Below are 17,170 nucleotides of genomic sequence, written 5' to 3' on the forward strand. Positions count from 1 at the left end.
GTGCGCCTTTCTGGTTGCAGGAACGACCAGAAAGGCGCACGGGCGGCGAAGCCGCCTACATGCCCGCCATGCGCTCGAGACGCTCGATCCGCTCGGCCATCGGCGGGTGGGTGGAGAACATCCGGCTCATCTTCTCGCCGGTGCGGAACGGGTTGGCGATCATCAGATGCGACTGCGCGGCGAGCTGAGGCTCCGGCGGCAGCGGTGCAGCCTGAGTGCCCTGCTCCAGCTTCCGTAGCGCGGACGCCAGCGCCAGGGGGTCGCCGGTGAGTTCTGCACCCGACTGGTCGGCCTGGAACTCCCGGGACCGCGACACCGCGAGTTTGACGACGGTCGCGGCGATGGGCCCGAGCAGCGCCACCAGGAGCAGCGCGATCGGGTTGGCGCCCTGTCCCCCGCCGCGCCCGCCGAACATGTTGGCGAACATGGCGAAGTTCGCGAGTCCCGACACGACGGCGGCCATGGCGCCGGCGACGGAGGAAATCAGGATGTCGCGGTTGTAGACGTGCGACAGCTCGTGTCCGAGCACGGCCCGCAACTCTCGTTCGTTGAGAATCTGCAGGATGCCGCTCGTGACGCACACCGCGGCGTGGCGCGGACTGCGCCCGGTGGCGAAAGCGTTGGGCGCGGAGGTGGGGCTGATGTAGAGCCGCGGCATCGGCTGGTGCGCGGTGGTGGCCAGTTCCCGGACGATGCGGTAGATGACCGGCGCCTGCACCTCGGTGATCGGCTGGGCGTGCATGGCCTTGAGTGCCATCTTGTCGCTGTTGAAGTACACGTACGCGTTCATTCCCACCGCGAACACGATCGCCAGCAGCAGGATGGTGGGGTTGCGGAACAACGCGCCGATGAACACGATCAGCGCCGACATGCCGACCAACAGAACCAGAGTCTTCGCCCCGTTTGCGTAGCGCACGTCACGCCTTCCTTGCCGTTGTCACCCGATCAGGTCGCCCGAGTTTCGGGATCTTGATCATTCAACGAAACACGGTGGCGGGACGGTTCCCGGTCGGACAACGAGAATCGGGTGAAGACGAGTCAGGTACTGACGATACGGCTCAGCCGACGCGCTCGATCGTGTAATCGACGAGCTTCACGAGGGCGTCGTTGGCGGGGCCCTGCGGCAGCTCGGCGAGCTGCGCGCGTGCCTGGACCGCGAACTCCTCCAGCTTGGCCTTGGCGGCGGCCATGCCGGGTGACCGTTCGAGGAGCGCGAGCGCCTCCGCGACGTCGTCGTCGTTGGTGACGGGTCCGTCGAGGAGCACCCGGAGGCGATCGGCGTCGGGTCCGTCGTCGCGCAGCGCGTACAGGACGGGCAGCGTGTGGACACCCTCGCGCAGGTCGGTTCCGGGGGTCTTGCCGGACTGCGCGGACACCGAGGAGATGTCGATGATGTCGTCGGAGATCTGGAAGGCGGTGCCCACGGCGTCGCCGAGTCGTTCGAGCCGCTTCACGTGGTCGGCGTCCGCGCCGGAGAAGGTGCCGCCGAAGCGCCCGCACGCCGCGATGAGCGAGCCCGTCTTCTCCCACACGACCTTGAGATAGTGCTCGACCGGATCCTGTTCGCCGCGAAGTCCGATCGTCTCGCGCATCTGGCCGGTGACGAGTTCGGCGAACGTCTCGGCGATGATGCGCACCGCCTCGGGACCGAGGGTCGAGACGAGACGGGACGCGTGCGCGAACAGATAGTCGCCGGCGAGGATCGCAACGCTGTTGCCCCACCGCGAGTTCGCACTGGGTGCACCGCGGCGCATCGACGCCTCGTCCATCACGTCGTCGTGGTAGAGCGTGGCGAGGTGGACCAGCTCGACGACGGTGGCCGCCGTGACCACCGACGGGTCGGAGGCCTTCGGTCCGAGCTGGGCGGTGAGCACCGTGAACAACGGGCGGAAACGCTTGCCTCCCGCCTTCGCGAGATGCAATGCGGCCTCCGTGAGGAAATCCTCCCCGTCGGAGAGCTCGCTGACCAGCAGTTCCTCTACTTGCTTCAGTCCTTCACGGACCGTGGCAGCGAGCTGCGGGTCGCCGAGATCGATCCCGGCGACCGTAGTGCCCACTACAGCGTCGGCAGCGGTGTGTGCTGCGCCCTCGGTGCTCACGTTCTCAGTACCCATCCTGTCGTCAGTGACGGCTCGGTTCCCGCGCCGTCGGTGGCGGCTCGGCTACCACGGTAGTGAACCTAGCGGTTCCACCGCCCGTCGGCCTCGCCGCGGTCGCATAGCGAAGCCTGACAGGATGTAGGTGTGGTCGCAGCAGAACAGTCCCCCGCGGGATCCCCGCATCCCACCGCCACCGATGTCCTGGTCATCGGTGCTGGTCCGGCCGGTTCCTCGGCTGCCGCGTGGGCGGCGCGCGCGGGACGTGACGTGGTCCTCGCCGACGCGGCGGTGTTCCCCCGCGACAAGACGTGTGGCGACGGACTCACCCCGCGTGCCGTCGCCGAACTCGACCATCTCGGTCTCGGCGACTGGGTGCGGTCGAAGGGGACCAACCGCGGGCTGAGGCTCAGCGGGTTCGGCCACGAGCTCGAACTCGAGTGGCCGGGCAGGTCGTTCCCGGCCGTCGGCAGCGCGGTGGCCCGCACCGAACTGGACGACAGGATCCGCGCCACCGCCGTCGACGCCGGAGCCGTCATGGTGCAGGGCGCCAAGGCGATCGGGGTCGAACGGGACGGCGACCGGGTGACGGCGGTGACCCTGAAGACCTCCGACGGAACCCATACCATCGGCTGCCGGACGCTGATCGTCGCCGACGGCGTCCGGTCCACGCTGGGCAAGCAGCTGGGTCGCGAATGGCACCGGGACACGGCCTACGGTGTGGCCGCCCGCGCCTACATCGCCACCGATCGCAGCGCCGACCCGTGGATCACCTCGCACCTCGAACTGCGGGACGATGCGGGGACGCTGCAGTCGGGCTACGGCTGGGTGTTCCCCCTCGGCACCGGAGAGGTGAACATCGGCGTCGGCACCCTCGCCACCGCCAAACGTCCGGCCCCGGGTGCGCTGCGACCGCTGCTCGACCTGTACACGGCACAGCGCCGCGACGAGTGGAACTGGGACGGCGAGCTGCGCGCGGTGGCGTCGGCGTTGCTGCCGATGGGCGGTGCGGTGTCCCACATCGCAGGCCGGAACTGGGCGATCATCGGCGACGCGGCGGCGTGCGTGAATCCGCTGAACGGCGAGGGCATCGACTACGGGCTCGAAGGCGGGCGCCTGATCGCGGAGATCCTCGACGCCGACGACCTGACGGAGCTGTGGCCCTCGATTCTCCGGGAGCGGTACGGCCGGGCGTTCTCCGTGGCGCGGCGACTCGCCGGACTGCTGACCGTCCCCCGGGTTCTGCCCACCTCCGGTCCGGTGGCGATGCGGTCCCGGGCGCTGATGACCGTCGCGGTCCGGGTCATGGGCAACCTCGTCACCGAGGAGGACAGCGACCTCACCGCCCGCGCGTGGCGGGCATCCGGGCTGCTGTCGCAGAAGGTCGACTCGCGACCGCTGTTCGGCTGACGTTCAGCGGGTGGCGCGGTGCAGGGCCACCACACCGCCGGTGAGGTTGCGCCACTGCACGTTCCGCCACCCGGCGGCCTCGATGCGCAGCGCGAGTTCCTGCTGGGTCGGCCAGGCGCGGATCGACTCCGCGAGGTACACGTAGGCGTCGGGGTTACTGCTGACGGCGCGCGCGACCCGCGGCAGCGCCTTCATCAGGTACTCCATGTAAACCGTGCGGAACGGCCCGAACACCGGGGTCGAGAACTCGCTCACGACGAGGCGGCCGCCGGGCTTGGTGACGCGGGCGATCTCGCGGAGACCGGCGTCGAAGTCGGAGACGTTGCGCAGTCCGAAGGAGATGGTCGCGGCGTCGAACACGGCGTCGGCGTAGGGCAGGTGCATCGCGTCGCCCGCGACCATCGGGACGTGGCGTCCACTGCCGGCCTGCAGCATCCCCTTGGAGAAGTCGGTGGCCACACACCACGCACCCGACCGTCCGAGTTCGACGGTCGACACGCCGGTTCCCGCCGCGAGGTCGAGAACGCGCTCCCCCGGCTTCAGTGCCAGGGCCGAGCGCGTCGCCTTGCGCCAACTGCGGTCCTGACCGAACGACAGGATCGTGTTGGTGAGGTCGTAGCGCTTCGCGACGCCGTCGAACATCGACGCGACCTCGTGCGGATCCTTTTCGAGCGACGCCCGCGAACCGTGTGTAGTTGCCACGCCCGAAACGCTACCAACCGCGCCCGCCGCCGATGTCGGCGCCGGGCGCGGTGGCGTGGCGGTCACTTCTTGGAGACCCGCACCAGCTTCTTGTTGACGAATTCGTCCATCCCCCACGGGCCGAGTTCGCGGCCCACGCCGGAGCGCTTGACGCCACCGAACGGCAACCCGGGAAGCGTCGTGCCGTGTTCGTTGACGAAGGCCATGCCGACGTCGAGCCGGTCGGCGACCTCACGTGCCCCGTCGAGGTCGGTGCTCCACACCGAACCGCTGAGACCGTAGGAGGAGGAGTTGGCGAGTTCCACGGCTTCGTCGGCGGTGGCGACCTTGTAGACGACGCCGACCGGGCCGAACAGTTCCTCGCTGTACGCCCGCATCTCGGGGGTCACGTCGACGAGCAGAGTCGGTTCGACGTACGAGCCGGGGCCGTCGATCTTCTTCCCGCCGGCGAGGAGCGTCGCGCCCTTGGCGATGGCGTCCTCGATCTGCTCGATCAGCGAATCCGCGGCGCTCTGCGAGGACAGCGGCCCGAGGACGGTCTTCGCGTCGAGCGGATCGCCGGTCGGGGTGGCCTTGAACGACTCGGCGAGCTTCGAGACGAACTCGTCGTAGTTCGGCTCGGTCACGATGAATCGCTTGGGCGAGTTGCAGGCCTGGCCCGCGTTGGACAGGCGGGCACGGGTCGCGGTCTTGACCGTGGCGTCCATATCGTTGGTGTCGAGGACGACGAACACGTCGGACCCGCCGAGTTCGAGCACCACCTTCTTGAGGTTGCGGCCCGCCGTCTCGGCGACGCTGGTCCCGGCCCGCTCGCTGCCGGTGAGGGAGACACCCTGGACACGCGGATCCGCGATCATGTCGGCGATCTGCTCGTTGGTGGCGAACACGTTGATGTACGCATCCTCGGGGAGACCGGCCTGCCGGAAGATCTCCTCCATCAGCAGCGCCGACTGCGGACAGTTCGGGGCGTGCTTGAGCAGCACGGTGTTGCCGAGCATGAGGTTCGGCGCCGCGAAACGGGCGACCTGGTAGTACGGGTAGTTCCACGGCATCACGCCGACGAGCGCACCGATCGGCCTGCGGTAGACCACGGATTCGTCCGCGCCCGGCACGTCGAGTCGTTCCGCCTCGAGCAGTGCGGGGCCGTTGTCCGCGTAGTAGCGGTAGATCGCCGAGGAAAGCTTGACTTCGCCTTTGGCCTCCCGGACGGGTTTGCCCATCTCGAGGGCGATCATCCGCGCCAGTTCGTCTTCACGCTCCGCGTAGAGATCGGCGGTTCGGCCCAGAATCCGGGCGCGTTCCTCGGCGGGGGTCGTCCGCCAGTCGAGATATCCGCTGTGGGCGCGGGAGAGCGCCGACTCCACACCTGCATCGTCCAAGGTCGTGAATTCCCGGACGGTTTCACCGGTCGCGGGATTGACAGTCTTGTACTTCGCCATACTCCGGGCAACCACGAGACGGCCTCTCGAATTCCCCACCGGTATCGATCCGGTGGTCAGGCCGCTCGGGACTCGCGAAAGTCCTGCCCGCCCACAACCGCCGCGTAGTGGCCCAGCAGCTCGTCGCAGATCGCGGGCCACGTGCGGTGCAGCACCGACTGCCGGGCGGCCTCCCCGAAGCGGGCCCGCATGCGGCGGTCGCGCAGTGCGTCGACGGCGCTCGGCAGCAGTTCGCCGAACCGGTCGACCGGGAGCAGGTAGCCGTTGCGGCAGTGCGCGACCAGATCGCGCGGTCCGCCGGCATCCGGTCCGATCACCGGCACCCCGCTGGACAGCGCCTCCTGTACCGCCTGGCAGAACGTCTCGTGCTCGCCCGGGTGGACGAAGACGTCCAGGCTCGCGTAGGCCTCCGCGAGCTCCACACCGCCGAGTTGGCCGGTGAACACCGCATCGGGCATCAACCGGTGCAGGCGGGCGCGCTCCGAGCCGTCGCCGACGATCACCAGCCGGACCCGCTGGTCGTCTGCGAGTGCGGCCAGCCGCTCGACGTGCTTCTCGGGTGCGAGCCTGCCCACGAATCCGACGACCAGCCGGTCCGAGCCGCCCAGCCAGGAGTCCCGCAAAGCGGTGCTGCGGCGGGACGGCGCGAATCGGGTGGTCTCCACGCCGCGGGCCCAGCGGTGGACCCTCGGAATCCTCTGCTCGGCGAGTGCCTCGACCGCCGACGTGGACGGCGCGAGGGTGCGGGTGCAGCCTCTGTGGATGCGACGCGTCCAGGCCCACGCCGCGCGGCTGGTGATGCCGAGGCCGTAGCTCTCGGCGAAACCCGCCACGTCCGTCTGGTACACCGCGACCGTGGGGACGTCGAGCCGGTGGGCCGCACCGAGCCCGCCGGCACCGAGGAGGAACGGTGACGCCAGATGCACGACGTCGGGGTCGAACGCCCGCAGCGCGGCGGTGAGTCCGGGCTGCGGCAGACCCACCGGGAGCGAGCTGACCTTCGGCACCATCACCGCGGGCACCCGGTGGACGGGCACGCCGTCGTGTTCGGTCGGCGCGGACGTCTGCGATCCCACCGTGTCCGGGGCGACGACCATCGCCTGGTGTCCGGTGCGCTGGAGGTGGTCGAGGACCCGCAGCACCGAGTTGGTCACACCGTTCATGTTGGGAAGAAACGATTCCGCGACGATGGCTACTCTCACGCGCTCAGCGTGGCAGTGCTCGTAGTCACAGCAGCGAGATCGACGTGACGGTCGCGCGAAGTTCCGGGAAACTCAGGATGACACTGCCGGCGAGGGCTCTGCCGAATTCTCCCGCCGCCGCAGGTACCAGATCACCGGTCCCGCGATCAGCCAGGTCACGACGATCAGCGAACCAGCGGGGACGACGGCCACGCTGGCGTCGCGGCCGGACACCCGCACCAGGTCGGGGTCGCTGCGCGCGTACTCGACGTCGATCCGCTGCCCCACCGTGAGCTTGGTCGGGTACAGCACGCCGAGTTCGGGGTTGTGCGTCACCCCGTCCGGCGTGACGAAGCTGATGGCCGACCGCAGCGACCCCGCCGACAGCACCTCTGCGGTAGCCACGCCCCGGTCGGATTGGATCGTGTGGTCGTTGCGCCAGGCGGCCAGGACGAGGAGCACGGCCAGGATCGAGATGCCGATCGCCGTCACCAACACCCCGCGCCGGACACGCCGCGTCACTTTCGCATTCACAGTTGTGCCCGCACCGCGGCGTGCAGTTCGCGCAGCCCGGAACGTTCGGTGGTCACCTCGAGCACCCGGATTCCGCGGTCGCCGGGCGCTTCGGGCGCGCTCAGCCGCGTCGACAGCTCACCCAGACCCACCAGATGATGCTCCACCCGGTAGGCGGCGCACAGTGCGGCGAGATCCATACCGTGCGGAGTACCGAAGACCCGCTCGAACACCCCTGCGTACTGCGGATCGCCCTGCTCGAGCAATTCGAAGATGCCGCCACCGTCGTCGTTGGCGACCACGATCGTCAGGTCCCGGGGCCGCGGTTCGCCCGAGCCGATGAGCAACCCGGACGCGTCGTGCAGGAACGTGAGGTCGCCGAGCAGGGCCACCGTCCGCCCCTCCTCGTAGGCCAGGGCCGCCCCGACGGCCGCGGACACGGTGCCGTCGATGCCGGCGACACCCCGGTTGGACAGCACCCGGATCTTCGGTGCGGGATAGCTGACGAGTGCCGCGTCACGCACGGGGTTGGACGCCCCGAGCAGCAACTGGTCACCGTCGGTGAGGGCGTCCATGACGGCGGCCGCCACGTGCAGACCCGTCGACTTCGAGTGGGCGGCGAGTTGCGCGCGCACCGCCTTGTCGGTGTGTTCGGACAGCGTGCGGCACCGGTTGATCCACGCCCGGTCGGGCTCACCGGACACGACGGCGCGGGTGCCGGTGGCCAGCACGTTGCCGGACACGTCGGGCCAGCGGGGGCCGGTGGTAAGCGCGTAGACGGCCACCGCCGGATCGGCGAGGACCTTCGACACGGACCGGTGGAGCGTGGGGCGTCCGGTGATGACGGCCTGCCGCGGTTTGAGCTGCGGCAGCGCCATCGGATGCACCGGAATGCCGTGCAGTGGCGCGGTCGGCTCGGCGACCGTCGGCAGTCCGGCGAGTTCCGGCCGGAGCGCAGACCCGTGCCCGGAGATCACGATGGTGTCGGGGGTGATGTCGAGGTCCATCGGCACGTCGAGCGTCGCGTGCTGGGTGGTGGTCCACGCCGCCCCACCCGGCCGTCCCTGCGGGACCGGACCCTGCGCGTGGACGTCGGGAACGAGCGGTTCCCGGAGCGGGATGTCGAAGTGCACGGGACCGGCGTTGCCCGACCTCGTGCCGCGCGCCGCGGCGAGGACCCGGCACACGGCCGAACGCCACTGGCTGTTCTGCCGGGCGTCGTCCTCGGCCAGGCCCAGGCTGATGGTCGCGCGCACCTGGCTGCCGAACAGTCCGAGTTGCTCGATGGTCTGGTTGGCGCCCGTGCCGAGCATCTCGTACGGACGGTTGGCGCTGAGCACCACGAGCGGCACCCGGGCGTAGTTCGCCTCGAGGACCGCGGGTCCGAGATTGGCGACCGCGGTGCCGGACGTCATGACGATCGGGACGGGGCGCTTGCCGGCCACGGCCAGGCCGAGCGCGAGGAATCCCGCGGTGCGTTCGTCGATGCGCATGTGCAGACGCAGCCGGCCCTCGAGATCGGCGGCCTGCAGGGCGAACGCCAGCGGCGCGTTGCGCGAACCCGGGCAGAGCACGACCTCGCGTACTCCCCCGCGGACCAGTTCGTCGACGACCGCGGTGGCTTGTGCAGTGGACGGGTTCACGACATCAAGAGTGTCAGATACTCCGGCAACCCTGTCCGGCGACCTCGCCGGGTGAGTTCACGGCCACATCGCGGGCGCTGACACCATGAACGCATGCGCACTCTCTTCGATCCCGCCGAGCTTCCCCCACACCGCATGTATCAGGTGCTGACCGCTTCGATCGTGCCCCGGCCGATCGCGTGGGTGTCCACCGTCTCGGCGGACGGGGTGGCCAACCTGGCCCCGTACAGCTTCTTCTCGGTGTCCAGCACCCACCCGCCGGTGGTGCAGTTCACCTCGGTCACCCGCAAGGACAGCCTTCGCAACATCGAGGCGACGGGAGAGTTCGTGATCAACCTGGCGACGGAGCCGCTGATGTCGACGGTCAACGCCAGTTCCGCCACGTATGACAGCGACGTCGACGAGTTCGCCGCGCTGGGCATCGACACCGAACCCAGCGAGCGGGTCCGTCCCGTCCGGGTCGCGGGTTCGCCGGTCGCCATCGAATGCACCCTGCACCAGGTGATACCTGTCGGTGACTCGTTCGTGGTGATGGGCGACGTCGTCACGGTCGCGGTGCGGCCCGAGGCGCTCGCCGACGACGGACTTCCGGACTTCGCGGAACTCGCCCCGCTCAGCCGCCTCGGCCGCAACGAGTGGGGCCTGCCGCCGAAGGTCGTGATGCGCGACCGCCCTCGTCGCCCCGAATAAGAGATCGATTGGTTAGGCTTACCTGACAAAATCGCACCGCTACCCGGGGGAGTAACCAACGCCATGGCTCAACGCAGCAAGTTCGTCAAACCTCAGAGTCGCCGGATCGCGTCCGCTCGAGTCGTCGCGGGCAAGCAGATCAGCCCGAACTTCGTCCGCGTCACGATCGCGGGCGAAGAACTCGACTCCGTCAGCCCGATGGGGTTCGACCAGTGGTTCCGGATGTTCATCCCCCAGCGGGGACAGAGCACGCTGCGGCTTCCGACCAGCGCAAGCAACCTCTGGTACGCCCAGTACAAGCTGATGTCCAAGGACACCCGGCCGGTCGTGCGCAACTACACGATCCGCGAGATCCGCGTGGCGGGATCGGGAACGTTCGGCGACACCACCGAGATCGACATCGACTTCGCCTCGCACGGTGACCTCGGTCCCGCATCGGCGTGGGCGGACGCGGCTGCGGCCGGTGACGAGGTGGCGATCCTCGACGAGGGCCTGATCTACAACCCGACGCCGGACGCCGAGTGGCAGCTGCTGGTCGGTGACGAGAGCGCCCTTCCCGCAATCGTCGGGATCCTGCGATCGGCACCGCGGGACCTGCGGGCCGAAGTGTTCGTCGAGATTCCCGATGCCGAAGACGCGCAAGATGTTTCGGTGGGTGACGGCGTGAACGTGCACTGGCTGGTGCGCGAGGACGCCGATGCCCGTCCGGGAGTGCTCGCGCTGAACACGGTGAAACAGGCGGAACTGCCGACCGGGCCGTCCTATACGTTCGTCGCCGGCGAGAGCGAGTTGACGACGGCGTTGCGCCGCCACCTCGTGAACGAGCGCAGCATCCCGAAGTCGAACATCTCGTTCACCGGGTACTGGCGCCACGGCCACGCTGCCAACTGACCACAGGTGAGTGGCACGGCACGCCTGGGCGCGCCGTGCCACTCACCTGGGTTCTCAGTTGGCGTGCTTCTGAACGAGGGCGCCCAGACGCGGAAGTGCCTCGATCACATTCTTCTTCGCCGACGGACGCAGCGACGAGTACACCTTCTTGACAGCACCGCGGTCGCTGCCCTCGATACGCTCGTCGGTCACACCGAGGAGCGAGTCCGAGACCTCGTCGCTACGCGCGACCAGGTACTCGGAGAATCCGGCCTCACCACTGACGGTGAAGGCCTGCCAGTACGGCTCGAGCTTGGCGACGAATGCCGGCAGCAGGCCCTCGATGGCGTCCGGCACGATCGACGGTCCCACCTTCTTGACGGCGCCGTATCCACCCTTGAGTGCCAGTCCCGAGGCCCCCGACTTGTCCGAAACCTCCGCGTCGATGAGAGCCTGGACGTCTGCGATGACCGCAGGAACGCGCGACTCGTCGAGCAGGGTTTCGTTCAGAGCTGCAACCACTTTCAATGCCTCCGTATTGACTGAGCGATCAGGTCCGGCCAGACACTATACGAAAAACCGGACTCCGCGTTGTTCGAGCAGGCCATGGCACCGGCGCGTCCGCTCGATCCACCAGCGTGAACGCTCCGCGGACGCGGCGAGAGCCGCGACGAGTTCGACGTCGGGTACCACCGCTTCGACGGTGAGCTCGCCGTCGACGGGTTCGCGGGCACGGGCCACGTCCGCCTCGAAGAGTCCCCCGGTACCCAGGCCGCACGCGAACTGCAATTCGGGGAGGGCTGCGGCAGCGGCGACACCGGCGGCGATGCCGACAGCGGTGTCCAAGGCGCTCGACACGACCACCGGCACACCGTACGACGACAACTCGTCCGCGAGCGACAGCAGCCGCCGCATCCCCCCGAGCGGGGCGACCTTCACGACGGCCACATCGGCACCGCCTGCCCGCACGACCTTCAGCGGATCCTCGGCGCGCCGGATGCTTTCGTCGGCGGCCACGCGCACGTCGGGCATCCGCCTGCGGACCTCCACCAATTCGGGCACACTCGCGCACGGCTGCTCGGCGTATTCGAGCGGACCGTCCGCGGTCAGTGCCCGCAGCGCGGTCTCGGCCTCGTCGACCGACCATCCCCCGTTCGCGTCGACGCGCACGTTCGGAACGAGTGCGCGGACCGCCCGCACCCGCGCGACGTCGTCGTCGAGGGTCTGACCACGTTCGGCCACTTTCACTTTCGCGGTCCGCGCCCCGGGGTAACGGTCGAGCACGGCGGGCACGCGGGCGGCGTCGACGGCAGGGACGGTGGCGTTGATCGGCACCTGCGTGCGCACCGCGGGCGGCGGCCCCAGCCAGGCGTCCTCGATCGCCGACTGCAACCAGTGCGCCGCCTCGTCGTCCGCGTACTCGGGGAACGGCGCGAACTCGCCCCACCCTGCGGGACCGCGCAGCAGCAACGCTTCTCGCGTCGTGATGCCGCGGAACCGCATGCGCATGGGCAGACTCACCACGACGGCGTCGGCCAGGACCTCCTCCACGGAGGGCAGGGATGTCACGGGGTCAGGGCTGCCCGGGCAGCAACTGGAGCATGAGGGCCTCGCAGTCGGCGAGCAACGTGTCGTCCTGCATCAACCGTGCGGTGATGAACGTCTTGCGCCCCTCCACGCGGTCGACGCTGCCCTCGACGGTCAGACGCGTGTCGAGCGGGGTGATCGCGCGATAGTTCACGTGCAGGTAGGCGGTGCGACTGATGGGCCGACCGTACGCGTGGACGATCATGCCCATCAGGTCGTCGAACAGCAGCGGCAGCGTGCCGCCGTGCGCGGCGCCGTTGCCACCGAGGTGGTAGCGCCGGAACATGCCCACGCTGCGCACCCCGTCAGGCCCGAACTTCTCGATGGTCCACGGCGGCATGAGGAGACTCCCCCGGCCCGGCAACTCGATCGTGCGGCCCGCCGGCGACCGCCCCTCGGGAACGACGTGCGGTCCGAGCAGTTCGGCCAGCTTCTCCACCTGGTCCGCGGCCTGCGTGAGCACGTCGTCCGGGGCGTCGACCGACACCGCGAGGTCCTGCAACGTGCGCATTCCCTCGACGAACCGCGCCCAGTCCGGACCGGGTGTCACCGGCTCGTACTTGGGGAACCCGCCGTGGTGCTCGTACTCGTCGTCGCCCTTGCCGTCGAGACGGGTGACGTCGGCAGCCTGTTCGCTCATACCTGCACGGTAAACCCGGGCAAACCCGTGCGCGCGCGGACACCCGCCGACGGCACCCGATAACCTCGGAGCCGTGACTTTCAACCCGCAGCACTGGCGACCGGTTCCCGGTTTCGAGAACCTGACCGACATCACCTACCACCGGCATGTCACCCAGGGAATCGTCCGGGTGGCGTTCGACCGTCCCGAAGTGCGCAACGCCTTCCGCCCGCACACCGTCGACGAGTTGTACCAGGCGCTCGACCACGCCCGGATGACGTCCGACGTGGGCGCCGTGCTGCTCACCGGCAACGGTCCGAGCCCCAAGGACGAGGGCTGGGCGTTCTGCTCCGGCGGCGACCAGCGCATCCGCGGACGCAGCGGATACCAGTACACCGAGCAGGATGCGACCACCGGCCGCGCCGGCGAAACCGCGGACACCGTCGACAAGGCCCGCGCCGGACGTCTCCACATCCTCGAGGTCCAGCGGCTGATCCGGTTCATGCCGAAGGTCGTCATCTGCCTCGTCAACGGCTGGGCCGCGGGCGGCGGTCACAGCCTGCACGTGGTGTGCGACCTGACGCTCGCCAGCCGCGAACACGCCCGTTTCAAGCAGACCGACGCCGACGTCGGCAGCTTCGACGGCGGATACGGCAGCGCCTACCTCGCCAAGATGGTCGGCCAGAAGTTCGCCCGCGAGATCTTCTTCCTCGGTGAGACGTACACCGCGGAGGAGATGCACCAGATGGGCGCCGTCAACAAGGTCGTCGACCACGCCGAACTCGAGGACGTCGCGATCGACTGGGCCACCAAGATCAACGGCAAGTCCCCGCAGGCGCAGCGCATGCTCAAGTACGCGTTCAACCTGCAGGACGACGGTCTCGTCGGTCAGCAGCTGTTCGCCGGCGAGGCAACCCGCATGGCGTACATGACGGACGAAGCCGTCGAGGGCCGCGATTCCTTCCTCGAGAAGCGCGAACCCGACTGGAAGCCGTACCCCTGGTATTTCTGACGCGGCCCGCATCCCGTACTTCTGAGGTCCCCTACGTGTACTCGACCGCCATGCGGTCGATGGTGCCGTTGAACGGGAACGGCGCCCGGTCGTAGTAGTCCAGCGACACCGGGGAACCGAGGCAGGTGCCGACGTCGAGACAGTCGTTGGCTGTGAACAGCAACGGCACGCTCACCGGCACCTGCCCCTCCCCGACGACACTGCCGTCGACACAGAGCTTCACGTTCAGCGGGCCGCCGGGCCGCGCCTCGACGAACTCCGTGACCACCTGCACCGTGCGGGTGCCCGGCGGGATCGGCACGGTCGAACGAATCTTGGTGCGCATCAGGATGAACAGGTTGTACTCGAAACAGAGGTAGCCGTCGTCGACGAAGCACGTGAGTCCGCCGGCGTTGCTTCCCAGTGCGTAGAGCACTCCGCTCGGATTCTCCGGCGCCGAGAGGTCGAGGGTCACCCGGTTGTTCTTGTTGCCCAGCGCGGGAGCGCAGAACTCGGGCATGCGGATCGTGTCGCCGGAGAACTCCCAGCTCGTGTACGGCGTCGTGATCCGCTGTTCGGGATGCAATGCGATGACCCACAGCCCGCCGCCGACCGGGAGCGCATTGTTCTTCGCGGCCTCGATCGCGAACAGTTCCCGCAGTTGCGCCAGCTTCTGCGGATGCTGCTCGGCGAGGTCCCGGTTCTGGGTCCAGTCCTCGTCCAGGTTGTAGAGCTCCCACGTGTCGTCGTCCGGGCTCCAGTCGCGGATGCCACCGGGCACACCCGCCGCCCAGGGTGCGCGTGGCCCGAACGCGGACGCCATCCAGCCGTCGTGGTAGATCGCCCGGCTGCCCATGATCTCGAAGTACTGGGTGAGCTTTCCCCCTGTCGCGCCGGGTTCGACGAGCGTCTGCGCGAAGCTGGCGCCGTCTACCGGGTCCTGCGGAACACCGTTCACCGTCCGCGGCGGGGTGATCCCGACGATGTCGTACAGCGTCGGCATCACGTCGTTGCAGTGCAGAAAATGCGTGCGGGGTGTCGGGTCGGGGGTCACCTTCGCCGGCCACCGCACGACCATCGGGTTGCGGGTGCCACCGAGATGGGACGCCAATAGCTTCATTCCCTTGTACGGCGCGCTGCCCGCCCACGCCCAGCCCGCGTGATACATGTTGTCGGTCTTCGGCGACCCCAGGACGTCGAGACCACCGAGTTGTTCGAGGGCCGCGATGTGCTGCGCCGGTGTCGTGGGAATGCCGTTCTGCGCCAACAGTTCACTGATCGTGCCGTTCTGCCCCTCACCGGACGAGCCGTTGTCGCCCCAGATGTACAGGATCAGCGTGTCGTCCCGGTACCCCAAACGGTCCAGCTCGTCGAACAGCCTGCCCACCTGGACGTCACAGTGCTCGGCGTACCCGGCCGCGACCTCCATCAGCCGACGCTGGAAGGGCTTCTCGTCCTCGGGAATGTCGTCCCACGCGGCCATCGTCGGATCGCGGTCGGTCAGCTCCGCTTCGGGGGGAATCCAGCCCTTCTCCTTCGCCCTCGCGAAGACCCGCTCCCGGTAGGCATCCCAGCCGTCGTCGAACTTCCGGGCGTACTTGTCGGCCCACGGTTTCATGATGTGGTGCGGTCCGTGCAGGCAACCGCTGGCCCAGTACATGAAGAACGGCTTGTCGGCGTCGAACGCCTTGTGCCTGCGCAGCCAGCCGATGGCGTCGTCCGCGAGATCCTCACTGAGGTGGTACCCCTGCCCCGGGGTCTTCGGGGGCAGCACCACCGTCGTGTTACGCACCAGGTTCGGCTCGTACTGCGACGCCTCGCCGGCGAGGAATCCGTAGAAGTACTCGAACCCGAGACCCGTCGGCCAGTTGTCGAACGGACCGGCGGCGGTGGTCTCCTCGGCCGGCGTGTTGTGCCATTTCCCGAATGCGGCAGTGCTGTACCCGTACTGGCGCAGGACCTCGGGCCCCGTCGCACTCGACCGGGGGATGTGGCCGGAGTAGCCGTCCCAGTCGTTGGCCAGCTCGGCGATCTGCCCGTTCCCCACGCGATGGTGGTTGCGGCCGGTCAGCAGCGACGCCCGGGTCGGCGAACACATTGCGGTCGTATGGAATCGGTTGTACCCGACACCGTCCTGCAACATCGCGTCGAGCGTCGGGGTGTTCACCTCACCGCCGAGGCCGCTCGGCAGACCCGGCCCGGCGTCGTCGATGAGGACGATCAGAACGTTCGGGGCGTCGTCGGGCAGCCTCCGCTTCTTCGGATGGGGGCTGTACACCGACTCCTGCATCGTCCGGCCGGCGATGCTTCCCGACGGCGTCGGCGGAAATGGTAACGATTCGCCGCCCGGCATCGGCTCGCCTGTCACGCTCGAACTCATGGCCCAGTCCCCTCGTCGTCCGACGCTGTCGATCCAGTCCAGCACCGGGCGGTCACGCACGAGTAGACCCTCGGAGGGTGAAATACGCGGGCGGATTCGTCGCCTCGGCAGGAGAGGGCACGCCGCGTCTCCGATTCGGGCACACTGACCCACATGAGCATCGACCGCGAGCTCCCCGCACCGGAACATCGTCGTCCGCCCGGAGTGAGTGACGACACCGTCGCCGCGCTCGGAAAGTTGTCGGAGGCCCTCGAAACGGTCGAGCGTGCCCGCGGGCACCTCTACTCGTTCCATCAGCTGATCGGACACGCCGATCTTCAGCTCGGTGAAGCCGTCGACGCGCTGCGGGACGCCGGACACGCGGCCGTCGCGGACCGGGTGCAGTCCGAGCTCGTGGGCCGCAACGTCGTCGAGGGCCGGTGGACGTTCCAGCTCGTCGAGGAGTTCGACGACCACTACTGGTCGCCGCTGCGCGAGCACGAACGTGGCGCACGTCACGAACTCGCCGACGGACGGCGGCACCTGTTCGAGGCGGAGATGAAGGAAGATCGACGCACACACGGCCGGACGGGACACGAAGCCCGGCCCGGCGAAGGAGGGTGACGGGTGGAGATCCTCAGCAGCAGGACGATTCTGCGGCCGCGCGACTACACGACGACGCTGAGCTTCTACCGCGACATCCTCGGGCTCGCCACCGCTCGCGAATACCCCGGGGGCACGGTGTTCTTCGCCGGTCAGGGCCTGATCGAGGTTGCCGCGCACGGTGGAACCGGCGAGTCGTCCTCCTTCGACGGCGCCCTGTGGCTGCAGGTTCGCGATCTCACCGCAGTCCAGACCGAGCTGGTTCTCGCCGGGGTGAAGATCGACCGCGAGGCCCGGCAGGAACCGTGGGGGCTGTTCGAGATGTGGATCGCGGACCCCGACGGAATCCCGATCGTTCTGGTGCAGATCCCGGAGGATCACCCCATCCGCCGCGACCTCCGTCCGAAGGGTGAGAACTGACGGGAGGCCATACGCAGGAGTGATTCTGTACACCGGACGTCAGCTGT

At 68.7% G+C, this 17,170-nt stretch carries 17 protein-coding genes; 6 read left to right on the forward strand and 11 right to left on the reverse strand.

Going from position 1 to position 17,170, the window contains the following annotated elements; all coding sequences use genetic code 11:
* Nucleotides 1–55: 55 nt before the first annotated feature.
* Nucleotides 56–916: a zinc metalloprotease HtpX gene (gene htpX, locus ACFWAY_RS09655; RefSeq protein ID WP_378510533.1), complete on the reverse strand. Its 861-nt coding sequence runs from the start codon at nt 914–916 to the stop codon at nt 56–58.
* A 142-nt stretch (nt 917–1,058) separates the two neighbouring features.
* A complete protein-coding gene (locus tag ACFWAY_RS09660) occupies nt 1,059–2,114 on the reverse strand; it encodes a polyprenyl synthetase family protein (RefSeq protein WP_378452366.1) in 1,056 nt (351 codons plus the stop codon).
* Between the two features lie 129 nt (nt 2,115–2,243).
* On the opposite strand from ACFWAY_RS09660, the gene ACFWAY_RS09665 reads away from it, so the two are divergent.
* Nucleotides 2,244–3,506 (forward strand): geranylgeranyl reductase family protein, encoded by a 1,263-nt coding sequence (locus tag ACFWAY_RS09665; RefSeq protein WP_378452367.1) that lies wholly within the window; start codon nt 2,244–2,246, stop codon nt 3,504–3,506.
* Nucleotides 3,507–3,509: 3 nt separating this feature from the next.
* Here the strand turns inward: ACFWAY_RS09665 and ACFWAY_RS09670 are convergent, their stop codons facing one another.
* The 5 genes from ACFWAY_RS09670 to menD form a co-directional block, all read right to left on the reverse strand.
* Nucleotides 3,510–4,208 carry a demethylmenaquinone methyltransferase gene (locus ACFWAY_RS09670; protein WP_012688877.1) on the reverse strand — a complete coding sequence of 233 codons (699 nt, stop codon included), beginning with the start codon at nt 4,206–4,208 and terminating at the stop codon, nt 3,510–3,512.
* 62 nt (nt 4,209–4,270) lie between these two features.
* Nucleotides 4,271–5,647: an NAD-dependent succinate-semialdehyde dehydrogenase gene (locus tag ACFWAY_RS09675; RefSeq protein WP_378452369.1), complete on the reverse strand. Its 1,377-nt coding sequence runs from the start codon at nt 5,645–5,647 to the stop codon at nt 4,271–4,273.
* A gap of 56 nt (nt 5,648–5,703) precedes the next feature.
* Complete coding sequence (locus ACFWAY_RS09680; RefSeq protein WP_378510534.1) at nt 5,704–6,849, reverse strand: glycosyltransferase family 4 protein; 1,146 nt, start codon at nt 6,847–6,849, stop codon at nt 5,704–5,706.
* 72 nt (nt 6,850–6,921) lie between these two features.
* Entirely contained in the window at nt 6,922–7,362 is a 441-nt protein-coding gene (locus ACFWAY_RS09685) for a DUF3592 domain-containing protein (protein ID WP_378452371.1), read from the reverse strand.
* Nucleotides 7,359–8,984, reverse strand: a complete 1,626-nt coding sequence (gene menD / locus ACFWAY_RS09690) for a 2-succinyl-5-enolpyruvyl-6-hydroxy-3-cyclohexene-1-carboxylic-acid synthase (RefSeq protein ID WP_378510535.1) — start codon at nt 8,982–8,984, stop codon at nt 7,359–7,361. Before menD ends, ACFWAY_RS09685 begins: the two co-directional genes overlap by 4 nt.
* A gap of 93 nt (nt 8,985–9,077) precedes the next feature.
* Between menD and ACFWAY_RS09695 the strand changes: the two genes are divergently transcribed.
* Together ACFWAY_RS09695 and ACFWAY_RS09700 are read left to right on the forward strand one after the other, a co-directional pair.
* On the forward strand, nt 9,078–9,674 hold the full coding sequence (locus tag ACFWAY_RS09695; RefSeq protein WP_378452373.1) for a flavin reductase family protein: 597 nt from the start codon (nt 9,078–9,080) through the stop codon (nt 9,672–9,674).
* Between the two features lie 63 nt (nt 9,675–9,737).
* On the forward strand, nt 9,738–10,565 hold the full coding sequence (locus ACFWAY_RS09700; protein WP_378452374.1) for a siderophore-interacting protein: 828 nt from the start codon (nt 9,738–9,740) through the stop codon (nt 10,563–10,565).
* Nucleotides 10,566–10,619: 54 nt separating this feature from the next.
* Here the strand turns inward: ACFWAY_RS09700 and ACFWAY_RS09705 are convergent, their stop codons facing one another.
* The 3 genes from ACFWAY_RS09705 to ACFWAY_RS09715 are packed head-to-tail and all read right to left on the reverse strand — an operon-like array spanning nt 10,620 to nt 12,771.
* Complete coding sequence (locus ACFWAY_RS09705) at nt 10,620–11,066, reverse strand: DUF6918 family protein (protein ID WP_378452375.1); 447 nt, start codon at nt 11,064–11,066, stop codon at nt 10,620–10,622.
* A 45-nt stretch (nt 11,067–11,111) separates the two neighbouring features.
* Entirely contained in the window at nt 11,112–12,113 is a 1,002-nt protein-coding gene (locus tag ACFWAY_RS09710; protein ID WP_378510536.1) for an o-succinylbenzoate synthase, read from the reverse strand.
* Between the two features lie 4 nt (nt 12,114–12,117).
* Nucleotides 12,118–12,771 (reverse strand): PaaI family thioesterase, encoded by a 654-nt coding sequence (locus ACFWAY_RS09715; protein WP_378452377.1) that lies wholly within the window; start codon nt 12,769–12,771, stop codon nt 12,118–12,120.
* A gap of 73 nt (nt 12,772–12,844) precedes the next feature.
* Here ACFWAY_RS09715 and ACFWAY_RS09720 point away from each other — a divergent pair, with 73 nt between their 5' ends.
* Nucleotides 12,845–13,762: a 1,4-dihydroxy-2-naphthoyl-CoA synthase gene (locus tag ACFWAY_RS09720; RefSeq protein WP_087561619.1), complete on the forward strand. Its 918-nt coding sequence runs from the start codon at nt 12,845–12,847 to the stop codon at nt 13,760–13,762.
* Nucleotides 13,763–13,793: 31 nt separating this feature from the next.
* Here ACFWAY_RS09720 and ACFWAY_RS09725 read toward each other — a convergent pair whose 3' ends face one another.
* Nucleotides 13,794–16,121 (reverse strand): arylsulfatase, encoded by a 2,328-nt coding sequence (locus ACFWAY_RS09725; RefSeq protein WP_378510537.1) that lies wholly within the window; start codon nt 16,119–16,121, stop codon nt 13,794–13,796.
* 153 nt (nt 16,122–16,274) lie between these two features.
* Between ACFWAY_RS09725 and ACFWAY_RS09730 the strand changes: the two genes are divergently transcribed.
* Nucleotides 16,275–16,724: a hypothetical protein gene (locus tag ACFWAY_RS09730; RefSeq protein ID WP_037233459.1), complete on the forward strand. Its 450-nt coding sequence runs from the start codon at nt 16,275–16,277 to the stop codon at nt 16,722–16,724.
* Nucleotides 16,725–16,727: 3 nt separating this feature from the next.
* The gene (locus ACFWAY_RS09735) at nt 16,728–17,123 is read left to right on the forward strand and encodes a VOC family protein (protein WP_378452380.1); all 396 of its coding nucleotides are present in this window, start codon (nt 16,728–16,730) and stop codon (nt 17,121–17,123) included.
* The last annotated feature ends 47 nt before the right edge of the window (nt 17,124–17,170 follow it).

Origin of the sequence: Rhodococcus sp. NPDC059968 (genome assembly GCF_042738615.1) — a bacterium.
Lineage (GTDB): Bacteria > Actinomycetota > Actinomycetes > Mycobacteriales > Mycobacteriaceae > Rhodococcus_F.

Bases quoted from the DNA above. Each gene is read 5' to 3' on its own strand.
- ACFWAY_RS09660 (WP_378452366.1), bottom strand. From the start codon at position 2,114: ATGGGTACTGAGAACGTGAGCACCGAGGGCGCAGCACACACCGCTGCC.
- ACFWAY_RS09675 (WP_378452369.1), bottom strand. From the start codon at position 5,647: ATGGCGAAGTACAAGACTGTCAATCCCGCGACCGGTGAAACCGTCCGG.
- ACFWAY_RS09695 (WP_378452373.1), top strand. From the start codon at position 9,078: ATGCGCACTCTCTTCGATCCCGCCGAGCTTCCCCCACACCGCATGTAT.
- ACFWAY_RS09700 (WP_378452374.1), top strand. From the start codon at position 9,738: ATGGCTCAACGCAGCAAGTTCGTCAAACCTCAGAGTCGCCGGATCGCG.
- ACFWAY_RS09715 (WP_378452377.1), bottom strand. From the start codon at position 12,771: ATGAGCGAACAGGCTGCCGACGTCACCCGTCTCGACGGCAAGGGCGAC.
- ACFWAY_RS09725 (WP_378510537.1), bottom strand. From the start codon at position 16,121: ATGAGTTCGAGCGTGACAGGCGAGCCGATGCCGGGCGGCGAATCGTTA.
- ACFWAY_RS09730 (WP_037233459.1), top strand. From the start codon at position 16,275: ATGAGCATCGACCGCGAGCTCCCCGCACCGGAACATCGTCGTCCGCCC.